This window comes from Thermophilibacter gallinarum, from assembly GCF_014982725.1.
Lineage (GTDB): Bacteria > Actinomycetota > Coriobacteriia > Coriobacteriales > Atopobiaceae > Thermophilibacter > Thermophilibacter gallinarum.
The window spans coordinates 139,744-156,939 of the sequence record NZ_JADCJZ010000001.1; the positions used below are offsets into that span (position 1 = coordinate 139,744).

The 17,196-nt window shown below is 67.3% G+C and carries 14 protein-coding genes and 1 tRNA gene; 7 read left to right on the forward strand and 8 right to left on the reverse strand.

Going from position 1 to position 17,196, the window contains the following annotated elements:
- Positions 1–32: 32 nt before the first annotated feature.
- The 4 genes from INF26_RS00655 to INF26_RS00670 form a co-directional block, all read right to left on the reverse strand.
- Positions 33–1,283 (reverse strand): Nramp family divalent metal transporter, encoded by a 1,251-nt coding sequence (locus INF26_RS00655; protein WP_193528828.1) that lies wholly within the window; start codon positions 1,281–1,283, stop codon positions 33–35.
- Complete coding sequence (locus INF26_RS00660; protein WP_193528829.1) at positions 1,284–3,158, reverse strand: magnesium transporter; 1,875 nt, start codon at positions 3,156–3,158, stop codon at positions 1,284–1,286.
- Positions 3,159–3,449: 291 nt separating this feature from the next.
- On the reverse strand, positions 3,450–4,016 hold the full coding sequence (locus INF26_RS00665) for a LemA family protein (protein WP_193528830.1): 567 nt from the start codon (positions 4,014–4,016) through the stop codon (positions 3,450–3,452).
- A 25-nt stretch (positions 4,017–4,041) separates the two neighbouring features.
- Positions 4,042–4,134 (reverse strand) — tRNA-Ser (locus INF26_RS00670).
- A 59-nt stretch (positions 4,135–4,193) separates the two neighbouring features.
- On the opposite strand from INF26_RS00670, the gene tadA reads away from it, so the two are divergent.
- Complete coding sequence (gene tadA, locus INF26_RS00675; protein ID WP_193528831.1) at positions 4,194–4,676, forward strand: tRNA adenosine(34) deaminase TadA; 483 nt, start codon at positions 4,194–4,196, stop codon at positions 4,674–4,676.
- A 56-nt stretch (positions 4,677–4,732) separates the two neighbouring features.
- Here the strand turns inward: tadA and INF26_RS00680 are convergent, their stop codons facing one another.
- The 4 genes from INF26_RS00680 to INF26_RS00695 are packed head-to-tail and all read right to left on the reverse strand — an operon-like array spanning position 4,733 to position 8,296.
- Positions 4,733–5,290: a DJ-1/PfpI/YhbO family deglycase/protease gene (locus INF26_RS00680; protein WP_193528832.1), complete on the reverse strand. Its 558-nt coding sequence runs from the start codon at positions 5,288–5,290 to the stop codon at positions 4,733–4,735.
- Between the two features lie 42 nt (positions 5,291–5,332).
- Positions 5,333–5,692, reverse strand: a complete 360-nt coding sequence (locus INF26_RS00685) for a cupin domain-containing protein (protein ID WP_193528833.1) — start codon at positions 5,690–5,692, stop codon at positions 5,333–5,335.
- A gap of 51 nt (positions 5,693–5,743) precedes the next feature.
- A complete protein-coding gene (gene lsrK / locus INF26_RS00690; RefSeq protein ID WP_193528834.1) occupies positions 5,744–7,315 on the reverse strand; it encodes an autoinducer-2 kinase in 1,572 nt (523 codons plus the stop codon).
- A 57-nt stretch (positions 7,316–7,372) separates the two neighbouring features.
- Positions 7,373–8,296, reverse strand: coding sequence for a sugar-binding transcriptional regulator (locus INF26_RS00695; protein ID WP_193528836.1), 924 nt, complete (start codon positions 8,294–8,296; stop codon positions 7,373–7,375).
- A gap of 341 nt (positions 8,297–8,637) precedes the next feature.
- Here INF26_RS00695 and INF26_RS00700 point away from each other — a divergent pair, with 341 nt between their 5' ends.
- From INF26_RS00700 to glgB, 6 genes are all read left to right on the forward strand, one after another.
- Positions 8,638–10,194: a sugar ABC transporter ATP-binding protein gene (locus INF26_RS00700; protein ID WP_193528837.1), complete on the forward strand. Its 1,557-nt coding sequence runs from the start codon at positions 8,638–8,640 to the stop codon at positions 10,192–10,194.
- Between the two features lie 59 nt (positions 10,195–10,253).
- Positions 10,254–11,288 carry an ABC transporter permease gene (locus INF26_RS00705; RefSeq protein ID WP_193528839.1) on the forward strand — a complete coding sequence of 345 codons (1,035 nt, stop codon included), beginning with the start codon at positions 10,254–10,256 and terminating at the stop codon, positions 11,286–11,288.
- Positions 11,285–12,337 carry an ABC transporter permease gene (locus INF26_RS00710; protein ID WP_332307271.1) on the forward strand — a complete coding sequence of 351 codons (1,053 nt, stop codon included), beginning with the start codon at positions 11,285–11,287 and terminating at the stop codon, positions 12,335–12,337. The genes INF26_RS00705 and INF26_RS00710 overlap by 4 nt, the downstream gene beginning before the upstream one ends.
- Before the next feature lie 41 nt (positions 12,338–12,378).
- Positions 12,379–13,506 (forward strand): substrate-binding domain-containing protein, encoded by a 1,128-nt coding sequence (locus tag INF26_RS00715; RefSeq protein WP_193528840.1) that lies wholly within the window; start codon positions 12,379–12,381, stop codon positions 13,504–13,506.
- 161 nt (positions 13,507–13,667) lie between these two features.
- Positions 13,668–14,546, forward strand: a complete 879-nt coding sequence (gene lsrF / locus INF26_RS00720; protein WP_193528841.1) for a 3-hydroxy-5-phosphonooxypentane-2,4-dione thiolase — start codon at positions 13,668–13,670, stop codon at positions 14,544–14,546.
- 405 nt (positions 14,547–14,951) lie between these two features.
- Positions 14,952–17,138, forward strand: coding sequence for a 1,4-alpha-glucan branching protein GlgB (glgB, locus tag INF26_RS00725; RefSeq protein WP_193528842.1), 2,187 nt, complete (start codon positions 14,952–14,954; stop codon positions 17,136–17,138).
- Positions 17,139–17,196 lie beyond the last annotated feature (58 nt).

Here is a 17,196-nt window from a genome sequence, read left to right on the forward strand (position 1 = left end):
CGCGTTTTCTCGCCGCCCCGGGCGCCGCCGCCCTACACGCCCATGGCCTGCATGACGAACATGATCACGGTGAGGATCGTCACCGCCGCGATCGTGAACCACGTGAGCGCGTTCCAGCCGCGCCCGTTGGCAAAGCGGCCCATGACGTGCTTGTCGCTGGCGATGAGCACCATGAAGACGAGGATGACGGGCAGCAGCACGCCGTTGATGACCTGCGCCACCATCATGATGCCAAAGAGGTTGACGTCGGGGAGCATGACCACCAGCGCGGAGACGGCGATGACGGCGGTGATGATGCCGCGGTAGACGGGCGCCTCCGCCCAGCTGCGGTCCGCGCCGCGCTCCCAGCCGAAGGCCTCGCAGATCGCGCTCGAGGTGATGCCGGGCAGCACGCACGCCGCCAGGAACGACGCCCCGGTGAGGCCCGCGCCGAAGAGCAGCTCGGCATAGTCGCCCACGAGCGGGGCCAGCGCGGTCGCCGCCTCCTCGGCGCCGTTCACCACCACGCCGGCGGGATGCAGCACGGCGCCGGTGGTGAGGATGATGAACCAGGAGATGACGCTCGCCGCCACGGCGCCCGTCACGGTGTCGACGCGCTGGTAGGGGAGGTCCTCGGCGTGGGCGTTCTTCTCGACCACGTTGGACTGCGCCAGGAAGAGCATCCAGGGCGCGATGGCCGTGCCCACGCTCGCCACCAAGAGCGAGAGATAGCGCGGCGTGGCCTCCACGTGCGGGACCACGGTGTGCAGAAGGGCGTCGCCCCAGTCCGGGCCCACCATGACCCCGGCCACGATGTAGGTCACGAAGACGCACGCGACGGCGAGAAGGACCTTCTCGATGCGACGGTACGACCCGCTCATCGTGAGCAGCCAGATGGCGAGCGCCGCGACCGGCACGCTCACGTAGACCGGCACGTCGAAGAGCGCGAGGGCGGACGCGATGCCCGCGAACTCCGAGAGCGTGACCGTGGTGTTGGAGACGAGAAGGGCGGCCATGGCCAGCGCGGAGAGACGCACGCCGAACTGCTCGCGGATGAGCGAGGCGAGGCCCTTGCCCGTGACGCAGCCCATGCGCGCCGCGGTCTCCTGCGCCACGATGAGCAGGAAGCACATCACCGGCACGGTCCAGAGCTGCATGAAGCCAAAGAGCGCGCCGGCGTTGGAGTAGGTCGCCACGCCGCCGGCGTCCGCGCCCGCGAGCGCGGCCACCATGCCGGGGCCCATCGCGGCGAGGATGCGGCGCGGCTCGAGCCGCGTGCGCGCGTTCTTCTCGTCCTGCGGCATCTAGAACCCCGACCCCACCATGCCGCCGGGGCCGGCGAGCGCGATCGCCGCGCCCGTGAAGACCGCGACGGCCATCACCATGGCGACGACGGACAGCGTAAAGCCCGACGTCTCCTTGTTGGCCTCGTCGCGCGCGCGAAGGACGCCCAGGTAGACCGGGGTAAGCGCGAAGGATACGAAGATGCTCGCCGCCGCGGCGAAGCCTCCGGTCACCAGGGCGTCGCCAAGGCTGCCTTCGAAGAGCCCCGCCGTCGGAACCGCCGGCGACATGATCACGTTCATGAGCGCGATCACGATAAGGGCGAGAAGGACCGCCAGCGCCACTCCCATGCCTACGCCCTTGAACGTGAAGCCCAGCATGGAGGGCGAGTCCTCGTCGTCGGGGTCGTTCTCAAGGAAGAAGTTGGTCACGTAGGAGATGGAGTCGTCCGCGAGCACGAGCGCCACGGCGAGCGGAATCGCTATGGTGAGCGTCTCGGCCAGCGTGAGATGGCCGCCCACGGCCAGCGCCAGCGCCACCACGCCGAGCGCCCACAGGACCACCCACACGTTGCGGCGCACGAGCCAGATGAGCGTGCTCGCGTGCCCGGAGTCCTCGCCGTCCGCGGAGCCGCCGGCGACGCGCAGGTCCTCGGCGTGCTCCTCCTCTAGGACGTCGAGCGCGTCGTCGACGGTGACGATGCCCAAGAGGCGCCCCTCGTCGTTCACGACGGGCATGGCCAGCAGGTTGTACTTGGCGATGTCCTCGGCCACGTCCTCCTGGTCGTCCTCGGGGCTCGCGGTCACGAGGTCGGCGGTGGCGAGCTCGGCCAGGCGCGTCTCGGGCGCGGCCACGATCAGCGCGTTCAGCGTGACGACGCCGGTGAGCTTGCGCTCCCCGTCCACGAGGTAGACGTAGCGCACGGACTCGAAGTCCTCGTCCAGGCCGCGCAGCATCTCCACGGCGTCGGCCACGGTGGCGTCCTCGGCGACGGTCGCCACCTCGGAGGTCATGATGCGGCCCGCGGTGTTCTCGCGGTAGCCGAGCAGCTGGCGGATCGCGCGCTGCTCCTGGACGCCCATCAGGCGCAGGAGCTTCTCGGCCTTGTCGTAGTCGAGCTCGGAGACGAGCTCAGCGGCGTCGTCCGGGTCCATCTCGGAGAGGATGCGCGAGGCGTCGGTCTCGTTCATCGTGCCCATGAGCTCGGCGGCCATAGCGTCGTCGTCGAACTCCGCCATCGCGCCGGCGCGCTGCTCGTCGTCAAGCTGGGCGAAGACCTGGCCGCGCAGGCGCGGGTCCAGCCGCTCGATGATGTCCGCGATGTCGGCGGGGTGCATGTCGTCGAGCGTCTTGTGGGAGACGGAGAGCTTGACGTTGGAGAGGTCGCGCTCGACCAGGTCCATGTAGCTCCACGCGATGATCTTCTCGGGCAGGGGGTGGCCGAAGGTCTTGGCCAGGCGCAGCGCCACACGCTCGAGGGCGGGGTGCAGGCTGCGCAGGAGGCCGCGCGCGCCCACCTCCGCGCCCAGCAGGCGCAGCTGGGTCGAGCTCGTGTCCGAGAGCTTGAGGTCGTTCACGCGCACGACGCGCATGCCGTGGGTGTCCACGATCTGCTTGTTCAGGATGTCGCGGGCGAGCAGGACCTCGTCCGGCTGCAGGTACGAGAAGCGCAGGTCGGTGGACGTGACCTTGAGGCGGACCTCGGACTCGTCGTAGGTGTCCACGTACTTGCGCCAGGAGATCATGATGGGTGTGCGGCCGGGGCCCATGAAGGCCAGGCTCGTGATGCGGGGGAAGACCTCGCCCGTGGCGATGCCCAGGTCGGAGACCGTGCCGACCTTCTCGCCGTCGGCGTCAAGAACGGGGTTGCCCAGGAGTTGGGACAGGTAGATCATTCGTGCTCCTTACGTGCGTCGCGTCGGCGCGCCCGCTCGCGGGAGCACGCCGCAGGTCATCGACTGTGAGGTCGAGGTTTCATGCGGACCTTTCTCCTAGGTGGATTTGTCGGCTGTATTGTAGCCCAAGCGCGCGGCGTGCGCCGCCCGGGTTAGAACAACGTCATCGTCCCCGTTTCGGCGGGCTTCTGGGTTAAAACCACCTCATCGTCCGCGTTGAATCGCGGCAGCGAAGGGGGACGATGCGGTCGTTTTAACCCGCGTGTCGCGCACGGCGAGAAGGACGCGCCCCTAGAACCTCGCCCAGGGGAGCTCCTGCTCCGTGCGACCATGGCGCCCGGACTCCAGGCTCATGCGCGGACGGTAGCGCATGCCGCCGATCTTGCTGCCGGGGAAGGTCGTGACCAGGCTGTTGTACTCGCGGACCCGGGCGTCGTAGCCCTTGCGGGCGTGCGCCAGCGTGTTCTCGGCCTCGGCGATTCCGGACATGAGCTCGACCAGCTCGGGCCTGGTCATGAGCGTCGCGGAGCGCTCGGCGACGGCAAAGACGTCGCGCAGCGCCACGGTGAGCGCCTCCGAGGCGGCGAGCTTGTCGGCGGGCTTCTTGGCCTCGACCACGGCTGCGCGCGCCGTCGAGACCGCGGCGAGTATGTCGGAGCTTGCGGCGCCGTGCTCGCCGAGCCGCGCCTCGAGCGTGCGGACCAGCTCGTCGCGGGCCGCGAGCTGGCGCTCGACGACCTTCCAGGCGTCCTCGCACTTGTTGTCCGCTCCGATGATGTTGAGGTAGGTGCGGGTGTAGACCATGACGACGGCGATGAGCAGCAGCCCGACCAAGAGGATCACGACGATGGGGTCCACGCCCGCTCCCTTCAAGAGGCGCAAATGGCGGAGGAGGAGGGATTCGAACCCTCGGAACGGGGGTTGCCCGCTCGACGGTTTTCAAGACCGCTGCATTCAACCGCTCTGCCACTCCTCCGAGTGCGCAAGCACTAGTATCCTACCCCATGTAAACCACGCGAGGCTCGGGAGGAATCGTTGGCCGAGAACAACGGCGTCGCCGAGAAGGACGACGAGCGGTACATGCGCCTGGCGCTCGAGGAGGCGGAGATCGCCGCCGCGGAGGGCGAGGTGCCCATCGGAGCGGTGGTGGTCTGCGACGGCGAGGTCGTCGCCCGCGCCCACAACCGTCGCGAGACCGACGCCGACCCGTCGGCCCACGCCGAGTTCGCGGCCATGGTGGCCGCCGCCCGGGCGCTGGGGCGCTGGCGGCTCACGGGCTGCACGGTCTACGTGACGCTGGAGCCGTGCCTCATGTGCGCGGGCCTCATGGTGAACGCGCGCGTGGACCGCTGCGTGTACGGCGCCGCCGACCCCAAGGGCGGTGCGGTGGGCACGCTCTACGACGTGAGCCACGACGAGCGGCTCAACCACGAGTTCGAGGTCACGTCCGGCGTGCTCGCGGACGAGGCGGCCACGCTGCTGCGCGACTTCTTCCGGGCGCGCCGCGCCAAAAGGTAGCGCGCCGGGGGGCGCTCGGCACCCTCGGCGCGCCTATGGTCGTCCGCTGCGCCCGCCTACGCGGTCAGGGCGTCCTTGATGCCGCCGACGAAGGCGTCCAGGTCGCACGGGAGGCGGGAGCTGACGAGCTTCCAGCCGTCCTTCTCCTCCACGACGAGCTCCTGGTCAAGGTAGGTGCCGCCGGCGTTCTTGAGGTCCTGGACGATGAACGGGCAGCTCGTGAGCGTGCGCCCCTCGACGAGCCCGGCGTTCACGAGGAGCCACGGCCCGTGGCAGATCGCGGCGATGGTCTTGCCGGCGCGCGCGAAGCCCTGGGCGAGGCAGATCGCCGCGTCGTCGATGCGCAGGCGGTCCATGTTGCAGGTGCCGCCCGGAATGACCAGCAGGTCGTAGTCCTCGACCTTGGCGTCGCGGTAGGCCAGGTCGGGCTCGATCACCTTGCCGGGGTAGCGGTCCTCGGTGAAGCACTCGACCGGGGCCGCCTCGGTCGCGGCAAAGTCGACGGTGGCGCCGTCCTCCCGCAGCGCCTCGAGCGGCGTCATGAGCTCGACCTGCTCGACGCCCCAGTTGCCCGCGATGATGAGGACCCTCTTGCCCTCAAGCTCTGCAGCCATGTTGCTCCTCTCGAAATGATGAAAAGGGACCTTCCTCGTTCGTCAGTAGACGGGGTTCTCGACCTCGACCTTGTCGACCTCCTGGTAGGGGGCCAGCGTCGAGACCATCTTCACCGGCTTGTCGTACGCGTTCTTGACGTAGTGGACCTCGCCCGGGCCGACGTGGATGAGGTCGCCCTCCTTGAGCGAGTGGACCACGCCGTCGACCACGACGTCGACCTGGCCCTCGAGCACGAAGAAGTTCTCCTCCATGACGTTGTGGTAGTGCGCCTGGAAGTCCTGGCCGGGCTGGAACTGCACCAGGGCGAAGTTCATGCGCGGGCCCTTCATCAGGTACTTGGGGCCCGAGTCGCCGAAGCGATACTCGAAGTCGTTCTCGTTCACCACGAAGCTCTCTGCCATGTTCCTGTCCTCTCTGTGAAATCGTTGTCGAGAAAAACCACGGGGCCGGGCCTACAGGCCGGGGGCCCTCCACATGCTCTTGGTGACGCCCGCCTCGGAGAGCTCGAACTGCTTGGCGTAGACCTCGCGCCACAGCCGGTAGAGCTGCTCGTAGACGTCCTTGTTGTCGGGGTTGGGCTCGAAGGTGCGGTCCCAGCGCACCACCTGGCGCGCGCCCTCGGAGATGCTCGGGTACAGGCCGACCCCGTAGCCCGCAAGCACGGCCGCGCCGAGCGCCGTGGCCTCCTTGACCTCGGGGACCTTGACGCGCTTGCCGGTGACGTCGGCCAGGATCTGCGCCCACAGCGGGCTCTTGGCCGCGCCGCCCGCGAAGACCAGCTCCTCGGGCTCGTTGCCGGTGGCCTCGCGCACGAGCTCGATGTGCCCGCGGACGAGAAGGGCCGTGTTCTCCAGGATCGCCCGGTAGAACGTGTACTTGTCAAAGCGCTCGGGGTCGAGCTCGAAGTTGGTGAAGGTGGGCGCCGCGTGCGTCCAGTGGATGTAGTTCATGACGTCGGAGAAGCAGCAGACCATGCCGTGGCTGCCCGCGGGGACCTTCTCGGCGCGCTCGTTCATCACGTCGTAGACGTCGCGGCCGGTGGCGTCCGCCTCGGCCTTCTCCGCCTGGCAGAAGCCGTCGCGGAACCAGCGCATGACCAGGCCCGGCTTGAAGGCGAGGGCCTCGTACTGCCAGGTGCCGGGGGCGGCGGCGCAGTTGACGCGCACGCGGCAGCCCGGGTCGGTGGCACCGGAGTCGGTGTTGAACTCGTACTGCCAGAAGCTGCCGCCGAAGACCGCCGCCTCGCCGGGGAGCACCGCGCCGACGCCGATCATGCCGAGCTGGCAGTCGCCGCCGCCGACGACGACCGGCGTGCCCTCGGCGAGCCCGGTATCGGCCGCGCCGCGCGCGTTCACGGAGCCGGCGACCTCGCCGCACTCGCGGACGGGCCCGAAGATGTCGGTGCGCAGGCCGCAGCGCTCGGCGATCGAGGGGTCCCAGTCGCGCCTCTTGAGGTCCATGATGCCGGTCGTGGAGCCGTTCGAGGGCTCGACGGCCAGGTCGCCCGTGAGCTTGTAGATGAGCCAGTCGTTGAACATGCCGATGCGCGCGGTCCTCTCGTAGACCTCCGGCATCTTGTTCTTGACCCACAGCAGGCGCGGCAGGGCGCCCAGCGCGTAGGTCTGGCCGCTCTCGAGGTAGATCTCGCGCTCGAGGTCCGGGTTCATGGCGATGAGCTGGCCCACCTCGTCGTCGGAGCGGGCGTCCACGTTGGCGCAGGCCCAGATCTCATTGCCCTCGGCGTCGTAGAGGAGGATGCCCTCGCGCATGCAGGTCGTGGAGACCGCGGCGATGGCCTCGGGCGCCACGCCGGTCTTGGCCAGGACCTCGCGCACGCAGCTGCTCGCGAGCTCCCAGTTGTGCCCCCAGTCAAAGTCCATGCTGCCCGGCCAGCGCGGGTCCTCGCGGTGCGTCCACTCCTTCTGGACCACGCCGACCTGCGTGCCGTCGACGGCAAAGATCACGGCGCGCACGCTTCCGGTGCCCGCGTCCATGGCGAGCAGGTACTTCTCGGTTTCGCTCATTTCGGCCTCCTGCCTTCGGTCCGTTTCCGTCATAGCCTTGCCGCTCGTCGCCGGCCGTCAGGCCCCGTCGTACGCGAGCAGCTTCCGTGCCGTGTCCCCGTCGGTGATGAGCACGTTGAGGTATCCGGCGCCGAGGACCGCGCGGATGGCCGCGACCTTCTCGCCGCCTGCCGCCACGCCCACGACGTTGCGCATCCTGCGCAGATTGTCGAGGCTCGTGCTCACGATGCGGCTCTCTATGGTGGTGTCTATGGGCTCGCCGTCGGCGTCCACGAAGTGCGTGAGGATGTCGCCCACGGCCCCCTTCATCTTGAGCAGGGCGAGCTCGTTCTTGCCCAGGATGCCGTTTCGCTGGATCGTGGCGTTCTCGTCCCCGCCGCCGATGCCGACGATGCTCATGTCGGCGTACTCCGTCATGCGGTAGACGTCGCGGATTGTCGGCTCGTCGAGAAGCGCGTCGCGCAGCTCGGGGGAGGAGACCACGAGGGGGGCGGGCGTGAGGTACAGGCGCAGCCCAAAGACCTCGGAGGAGATCTTGGGCAGGTAGTAGCTCACGCCGCCGGTGAGGCTCACGATGTTGAGGGAGCTGCCGCGACCGCTCGCCAGGTGGTTGAGCACGAGGCTCATCGTGTCGCCGTATCCGATGTTGAGGTAGCCGTCGGGGCGCAGGTGGTCGGTGACGTACATCGCCGCGGCCCGCGCGAGGCTGTCGCGCACGTCCGAGCCCGCGGCCGGCGTCGGGATGATGAAGGCGTCGTCCAGGCCGAAGCGCTCGATGATCTGGCGCTCGACCTGCATGCGCTCGGCGTCGTCCTGGCGGAAGATGAACTGGATGACCCCCTGCTCGCGGGCCTCCTCCAGAAGGCGGATGACCTTCGCGCGCGAGACGCCCAGCATGCCCGAGATCTGCTGCTGGGTGTAGCCCTCCATGTAGTAGTACCACGCGGCCTTGAGGACCAGCGGGTACCCGGCTTCGCTCATCCCGTCTCCTTTGTGGATAGGATGGACATTTGTCATACATCAATACAAAAGTACGATTTGGATATACCGCGAGCATACAGCCGTGTCAATGGGGATGGACGAGAAAACGGTAAAGGGTTGCTTTGGATTGGCGAGTAGAGCAGGCGTTCTCGAAATGTGTGAAACGACGCGCACAATGCTGAACAAATGCCCGACCACTGAGCAAAAATGAACCGTTCACCGCACGCACGTTACCGCTCGCCCCCCGTGCGCTATGGGTGGGGCGGGCGTATGGATATCGTCACCTATAACAGCGTTGCTGTCTCATGCGTCCGTCTGTGAGGAGGGGAGACATAGTGCCCATGGCAAACGAGCCCAGCAAGATCGCTCAGGAGGCTCAACCCCAGGTCTCCAAGAAGAAGGACGTCCTTCTCTCCGTCCGCGACATCCACAAGTCGTTCGGGACCAACCACGTGCTCAAGGGCATCAGCCTGGACCTGCGCCCCGGCGAGGTTCTCGCCCTCATCGGCGGCAACGGCGCCGGCAAGTCCACGCTCATGAAGATCGTCATGGGCATCTACGGCCCCGACAGCGGCGAGGTCTACATCGACAACGAGAAGGTCGACGTCTCCAACCCCAAGGTCGCCCTCGAGCACAGCATCTACATGGTGCCGCAAGAGCCCATGCTCTTCCCCAACATGACGGTGCGCGAGAACGTGACCATCGGCTTCAACGCCCGCCAGGCCGACCTCGACCGCGAGCTCATGGAGGTCATGGACCAGATCGGCTGGCACCTCGACCCCGACCGCAAGGCCTCCACGCTCTCCATCGCCGAGCAGGGCATGGTCGAGATCCTGCGCGGCATGATGCGCCACTCCGAGGTGCTCATCCTCGACGAGCCCACCTCCGCCCTCACCTTCGACGAGGTGAACGCCCTCTTCAGGGTCATCGAAGGCCTGCGCGAGAAGAACATCGGCATCATCTACATCACGCACCGCCTCGCGGAGGTCTTCCAGATCGCCACGAGCGTCTCCATCCTGCGCGACGGCATCGTCACCATGCAGGGCTCCACGAAGGACTTCACCCGCGAGGACCTCGTGAAGGGCCTGCTGCCCCCCAACGCGGGCTCGGTCAAAGAGGCCGCCGCCGCCCAGAAGCGCGAGATCGACTACACGGCCAAGCCCGTGCTCGAGCTCCAGAACTTCAGCGGCTACGGCTTCGCCGACGTCAACCTCAAGGTCTATCCCGGCGAGATCGTGGGTCTCGCGGGCGTCATCGGCGCCGGCCGCACGGAGATGGCCACGACGATCTTCGGGCGTGACAAGGTCCTCGGCGGGAAGGTCCTTCTCGACGGCAAGGACATCACCGGCCTCTCCACCACCGCCGTCATCGGCGAGGGCGTCAATTACGTCCCCGAGGACCGCTTCCGCGACGGTCTCTTCCGCATCCGCGACGTCGAGGAGAACACCACGAGCGCGCTGCTCGCGCACGGGCTGGGCAAGTTCATCCTCGGCCGCAAGGAGGCGGAGCGCGTCAGCCAGCACTACGTCGACAACTTCCGCACCAAGGTGACCGGCCTCACGCAGGAGGTCGGCGGCCTCTCCGGCGGCAACCAGCAGAAAATCGTCATCGGGCGCGCCTTCGCCACCAACCCGCGCCTGGTCATCCTCGACGAGCCCACCCGCGGCATCGACGCCGCCGCCCGCGGCGACGTCTACGCCGTCCTGCAGCAGCTCCGCGAGACCGGCGTCTCGATTCTGCTCATCTCCTCCGACATGGAGGAGGTCGTGGAGCTCGCCGACCGCGCCCTGACGATGTTCCAGGGCCGCATCAACGGCGAGTTCGTCGGCGACCAGATCACCCAGGACAACCTCATGTCCGCCTCCTTCGGCGTCACCGGGGAGGCGAGGAGCGCATGAGATCGACCCACCCGCGTTTCCCCATGAATGTCGACCGTTCTCGAGAGGGGGTGTGAGCCGTGCAGATCGTGAAGAAGCTCCTCCACGCACGAGGCCTGACGAGCCTGCTGTTCCTGATCGCGCTCTTCGTGATCGTGGGCATCATCAACCCGTCGTTCCTCTCGCCGAGCAACATCGCGGCGTGCTTCAACACGTCGGTCGTGTACACGCTCGTTGCGGTGGGCATGGCGTTCACGCTGTTCACCGGTAACCTGGACGTCTCCATCGGCTCCAACCTCGGCCTGGTCGCCGCGGTCGTGGGCTCGATGCTGCGCGACGGGCAGCCGCTCATGCTCGCCGTCCTCGTGGGCCTGCTGATCGGCGCGGTGATCGGCCTGGTCAACGCCTGGGGCGTGGCCGTCATGGGCGCGCCGGCGCTGATCTTCACGCTCGGCGTGAACGGCATCCTGCGCGGCATCATGTACGTCTACACCAACGGCGCCTGGGTCGAGAACCTCCCCAAGGAGTTCAAGGACTTCTCGTCGGTGACGGCGGTCGGCGACCTCACGGTCTACTACTGCGTCACCATCCTCGCGGTGGTGGGCATCCACTTCCTGCTCACCCGCACGCGCCGCGGCCGCTACTTCCAGGCCGTGGGCGACAACGACCAGGGCGCCACCCTCGTCGGCCTGCCCACGCTCCAGACCAAGGTCCTCGCCTACGTGATCTGCGGCGTCATGGCCGCCATCGCCGGCATCATCTTCGCCAGCCGCATCGGCTTCGTCACCCCGCAGTCCGGCGACGGCTACGAGATGAAGGCCATCGCGGCGTGCGTCCTGGGCGGCGTCTCGCTGCTCGGCGGCGTGGGCACGGTCCTCGGCTCCGCCATCGGCGCCGTCATCATGGCGTCGATCAGCTACCTGCTCGTCTTCATGGGCTTCTCGTCCAACTACGACAACGCGATCACCGGCGTCATCCTGATCGTCATCGTGGTCGCCGACGCCCTGATCCAGCACCGCTCCATGGTCAAGAACCGGCGGGCGCGCCTCATGGCGCGCGTGTCCCAGGACGACGCCGCGGACGCGGGTGCCGAGAAGGGCGGTGATGCCAAGTGATCGAGAAGATCAAGGGCTTCTACGCCACGCACGGCCAGGCGAGCTGGAACACCATCCTGATCGCGCTGCTCGTCCTCGAGTTCGTGGTCTTCGGCATGGCCAACGACCGGTTCCTCCGCCCGGCGCTGCTCTTCACGAGCATCAACGACAACCTGCCCACCTTCATGCTCTCGCTCTTCGTGACGCTGATCATGGTCACCGGCGGCATCGACATCCAGGTGTCCTCCCTCGTGGGCCTCACGTCGATCACGATCGGCGTCGCCTGGCAGGACTTCGGCCTGCCGATCTGGGGCGCCGTGGGCCTCGCCTTCGTGCTCGTGACCCTGTGCGGCGCGCTCTCGGGGTTCCTGATCGCGTACTGCCGGGTGCAGGCGATGGTCGTCACGCTGGGCGGCAGCTTCCTGTTCTCGGGCATGGCCCTGCTCGTCTCCACGCTCTCAAAGACCGAGAGCTACCTCGGCATCAGCGGCTTCCCGGAGGACTTCCGCTTCGTCGGAACCTATGACGTGGGCGGCGTCATCCCCATCCAGATCTTCATCTACGCGCTCATGCTCGTGGTCGCGTTCATCCTGCTCCACAAGACCAAGTACGGCCGCAAGATCTTCCTCACGGGCGTGAACCAGAGCGCGGCCGAGTACTCCGGCATCAACACGCGCCGCGTGATCATGTCCACCTACATCCTGTCCGCCATCGCCGCGGCGATCGCCGGCACGGTGACCACGGCCTACCTCGGCACCTCCCGCTCCGACCTCGGCGGCGACCTCACGATGGACATCATCACCGCCGTCGTCCTCGGCGGCACGCTCTCCACGGGCGGCAAGGGTTCGATCGTCGGCACGGCGCTCGCGTCGTTCCTGATCGCGTTCCTGCGCTTCGGCCTGCCCCTGTGCTTCAAGATCAGCACCCAGTACCTGGACATCCCCGTCGGCATCCTGCTGGTGGCCGTCATCGTCGGCCGCTCCGCAGCCGGTGTGGGCGGGTTCGGACCCTGGCTTCGGTCGCTGCTTCCGGGGAAGGGCAGCGATAAGGCACGTTCGGTAAGCAAGTAAGGGAAGTACGTTAGCAAGGCACGTAAGAAGGAGGAAGTACCATGAAAGAGATGACTCGTCGCAACTTCCTGAAGGTCGCCGGCGCTGGCGCGACCGTCGCGGGCCTCGGGCTCGTCGGCTGCGGCGGCGGTGGCGGGGATGCCGAGGAGCCCGCTGGTGACGACGCCGCCGAGGGCGGCTCCGTCGAGGGCCTGACCGTTGCCTTCATCCCCAAGGTCACCGGCAACGCGTTCTTCGAGTCCGCCAACGACGGCGCCCAGGAGTACGCCGGCAAGTGGGGCATGACGGTCGACTACATCGGCGACGCCGAGGCCTCCGTCACCGCGCAGGTCTCCGTCATCAACCAGGCCGTCGCCAACGGCGCTGACGCCATCTGCATCTCCACCGTCGACGCCTCCGGCGTCTCCGACGCCCTCAAGGAGGCCGCGGCCGCCGGCGTCGTCGTCGCCACGTGGGACTCCGACGCCAACCCCGAGGACCGCACCCTCATGGTGTCCCAGGGCACGCCCGACATCCTCGCCGACATGCTGATCGAGATGTCCGTCGCCGGCCTCGAGCAGCGCGGCATCGACCCGGCCAACGACCCGGTCACCTACGTCTGGCACTACTCCCAGGCCACCGTCACCGACCAGAACTCCTGGTACGAGGCCGCTCAGGCCAAGATCGCGGAGCAGTATCCCAACTGGGAGAACGTCCACGAGAACTACTACTCCAACCAGGACGCCGAGCTCGCCATCACGACCGGCGAGGCCATCCTCGACGCCTTCCCTGAGATCGACCTGATCATCTGCAACGACTCCACCGCTCTCCCGGGCCAGCTCCAGGCTGCCGAGAACCGTGGCCTCACGCAGGACGACATCACGATCACCGGCTTCGCCTCCCCGCAGTCCGTCAAGGCCTACTGCGAGAACGGCACCATCTACAACTGGGGTCTGTGGGACTGCGCCGTCCAGGGCGCCATGGGCTGCTACTGCGCCGCCTACATCGCCGCTGGCAACACGGTCAAGGTCGGCGACACCATCTCCATCCCGGAGATCGGCGACGTCACCGTCGAGGCCAACGACTCCATCGCCGAGGGCGTCGAGACGGCTGAGGAGAACAACGGCGTCGTGCTGCTCCCCGAGCGCCTGATCTTCACCTCGGAGAACATGAACGACTACAACTTCTAAGTCGTTTCTCCTTTCCCGCGCCGGCGGCAACTCCCCGTGGAGCCGCCGGCGCGGGTATACTCTGCGCCGCGGGACGTCGCGTCGTGTGCGGAGAGGTCGGGCCCCTTCCGGGCGCCGGGACGAGCCCGACCCCTCCTTACAGGACAAGAGAAAGGACAGACATGGCAGACCTCGATGGCGTCAAGGTTGCGAAGGACTACCACGTTGACACTCCCTTCGCCAACTGCGAGGGCTTCTACGTCAAGGGTGCCAACAGCCTTGACTGGGGCATGAAGAAGCACCTGTCGAACATCTTCGACCCCAAGAGCGGCAACACCGTCATGTTCGCCTTCGACCACGGCTACTTCATGGGCTCCACGGCCGGCCTGGAGCGCCTGGACCTGCTGCTCCCGCAGCTCGCCCCGTACGTCGACTGCTTCATGGGCACGCGCGGCGCCATCCGCTCCTGCGTTCCGCCCGAGATCACCAAGTCCGTCGCCCTGCGCTGCTCCTCCGGCTCCTCCATGCTCCAGGACGACCTCTCCCACGAGGTCATCTCCGTTGACATCGAGGAGGCAATCCGCATGAACGCGGACTGCATGGCCGCCCAGGTCTTCATCGGCGCCGACGGCCAGCTCGAGAGCATCGACAACATCAGCTACCTCGTCAACGCCGGCTTCCGCTACTCCATTCCCACCCTCGGCGTCTGCGCCGTGGGCAAGGACATGGAGCGCACCGCCCGCTACTTCAAGCTCGCCACCCGCATCATCGCCGAGATGGGCGTCCAGATCGTGAAGACCTACGACTGCGAGGACTTCGAGGAGGTCGTGGCGGCCTGCCCCGTGCCCATCGTCGTCGCCGGCGGCAAGAAGCTCCCCGAGCGCGACGCGCTCGCCATGGCCTACGACGTCATGCGCAAGGGCGCGCGCGGCGTCGACATGGGCCGCAACATCTTCCAGAGCACGCACCCGCTCGAGATGGCCCAGGCCGTCCGCAAGATCGTGCACGAGGGCGCCACGGACGCCGAGGCCTGGGAGTTCTTCCAGGACATGACGCACTAGCCCAACCTCAGGTTTCCTGAGCCGGGACGACCCGGCTCAAGCCCCCTCCCCCAACGCCCGGGTCGCCCCCCGCGACCCGGGCGCTCGTCTTTCTCGCCCCGCGTGCCGCGCGGTTAAAACGACCGCATCGTCCCTGTTCTTCTCGCCGCGCGGGTTAAAACGACCGGCTCGTCCCCCTTGGAACTGCCTCAGGAAGGGGGACGAGCCGGTATTTCTAACCCGGGCGACCTTGCGGACGGGGACGACGCGTTGTTTCTAACCGCCTTCCCGCACGGCGAGAAGGACGTGCGGCCCCCATCCGCCCTGCCGACGGTCCGCGCGCACTCGCGGTTTTTCTGTGGACGAAACGTTGACGCAACGTTCAGAATAAGTGTTGTCTTGTGCCGGACCTTCGAGGAGTGAGACATGGAATCCCCTGACAGCACCCTCTACCTGAGCAATGACGACCTGTTCCTCTTCGCTCGCGGCGAGTGGTACCGGAGCTACGAGAAGCTGGGCGCGCACCCCGCCGTCACGGACGACGGCACGCACGGCTACCACTTCGCCGTGTGGGCGCCCGACGTGAGAAGCGTCCACGTCATCGGCGACTTCAACGGCTGGGACGAGGGGGCGACCCCGCTCTCCGTGTCCGAGACCGGCGGCGTCTGGCAGGGCTTCGTCGCGGGCGTCGAGGAGGGCGCGCTCTACAAGTACCTGATCGAGTGCAACGACGGCCGCAAGCTCTACAAGGCCGACCCGTACGGCTTCTACGCCGAGAAGGTCCCCGGCACCGCGTCGCGCACCTTCGACCTCGACGGCTATGCCTGGAAGGACGGCGGCTACCTCGAGAAGCGCTCCGGCCGCGACATGTTCGCCGAGCCGCTCAACATCTTCGAGGTGCACCTGGGCAGCTGGAAGCGCCACGGCGACGAGCCGCAGGGCGAGCCTCGTCCGGACGGCACCTACCCCGGTCCCGGCGACCCGTTCCCCGCGCAGCGCGGCGTGGTCTACAGCTACGACGACCTCGCGGACGAGCTCGTAGCCTACGTCAAGGAGATGGGCTACTCCCACATAGAGATCATGCCCGTCAACGAGCACCCGTTCGACGGCTCCTGGGGCTACCAGCCCACCGGCTACTACGCCGCCACGGCGCGCTACGGCAACCCCCGGCAGTTCATGCACTTCATCGACGCCTGCCACGAGGCCGGCATCGGCGTGATCTTCGACTGGGTCTGCGGCGGCTTCTGCGCCAACGCCGAGGGTCTCGCCAACTTCAACGGTGAGATGCTCTACGAGCACAAGATCCACCCCAACTGGAACACCCACCAGTTCCACTACGGTCGCGGCGAGGTCCGCAGCTTCCTCGTCTCCAACGCCCTGTTCTGGGCCAACCTCTTCCACGCCGACGGCATCCGCATGGACGGCGTCTCCTCGATGCTCTACATGAACTTCGGCATCGACGACCCCGGCCAGAAGCGCTTCAACGAGAAGGGCACCGAGGAGGACCTCGACGCCTCCGCCTTCATCCGCCAGACCAACACGGTCATGGGCAAGGAGCACCCCGACGTCATGATGATCGCCGAGGAGTCCACCGCCTGGCCGCTCGTGACCTACCCGCCCGAGGACGGCGGCCTGGGCTTCCACTTCAAGTGGGACATGGGCTGGATGAACGACACACTGCACTACATGCAGACCGACTTCCCGTGGCGCCCGGGCAACTACCGCATGCTCACGTTCTCGTCCATGTACCAGTTCAACGAGAACTTCATCCTGCCGCTCTCCCACGACGAGGTCGTCAACGGCAAGTGCTCGCTCATCACGCGCATGCCCGGTGACTACTGGCGCCAGTTCGCCGGCATGAGGGCGCTCGCGTTCTACCAGATGACGCACCCCGGCGGTAAGCTCAACTTCATGGGCAACGAGATCGCCCAGTTCATCGAGTGGCGCTACTACGAGGGCATCCAGTACTTCCTCGCAGAGCAGTACGACACCCACCGCCACCAGCAGCGCTTCATCCGTCACCTCAACCGCTTCTACAACGAGCACCCCACGCTCTGGCAGCGCGCCTTCTCGCAGGACGGCTTCGAGTGGATCGACGCCGACAACGCCGACCAGTCCATCATCAGCTTCGTCCGCAAGGGCGCCGACCCCAAGGAGGACCTGGTCGTCCTCATCAACTTCGACGTCAACGCCCGCGAGGACTTCCGCCTGGGCGTCCCCGAGTGGGGCGTCTACGAGGAGCTCTTCAACACCGACAACGAGCGCTTCGGCGGCTCCGGCGTCGTCAACACCGGCAAGATCAAGTGCCAGGACGAGCCCTGGAACGGCCGCGAGCAGTCCGTCGTCGTGCGCATCCCGCCGCTCGGCGGCATGATCCTCAAGCGCATGGGCGCGCAGCGCCGCCCGGCCAAGAAGACCGACGCCAAGCCCGCCGCCAAGAAGCCGGCGGCCAAGAAGACGGCGGCGGCCGAGAAGGACGCCAAGCCGGCGGCCAAGGCCAAGAAGACGCCCGCCGCCAAGAAGGCCGCCTCCAAGCCGGCCGCCAAGAAGGCCGCCGTAAAGGGGGCGTCAGAAAAGAAGCCTTCCGCCAAGAAGAAGGCCGCAACGGAGTAAGCTTAGGGGGCCGCGCGAGCGGCCCCTAACAAGCGGCCCCCCGACGCCCCGCGTCCGA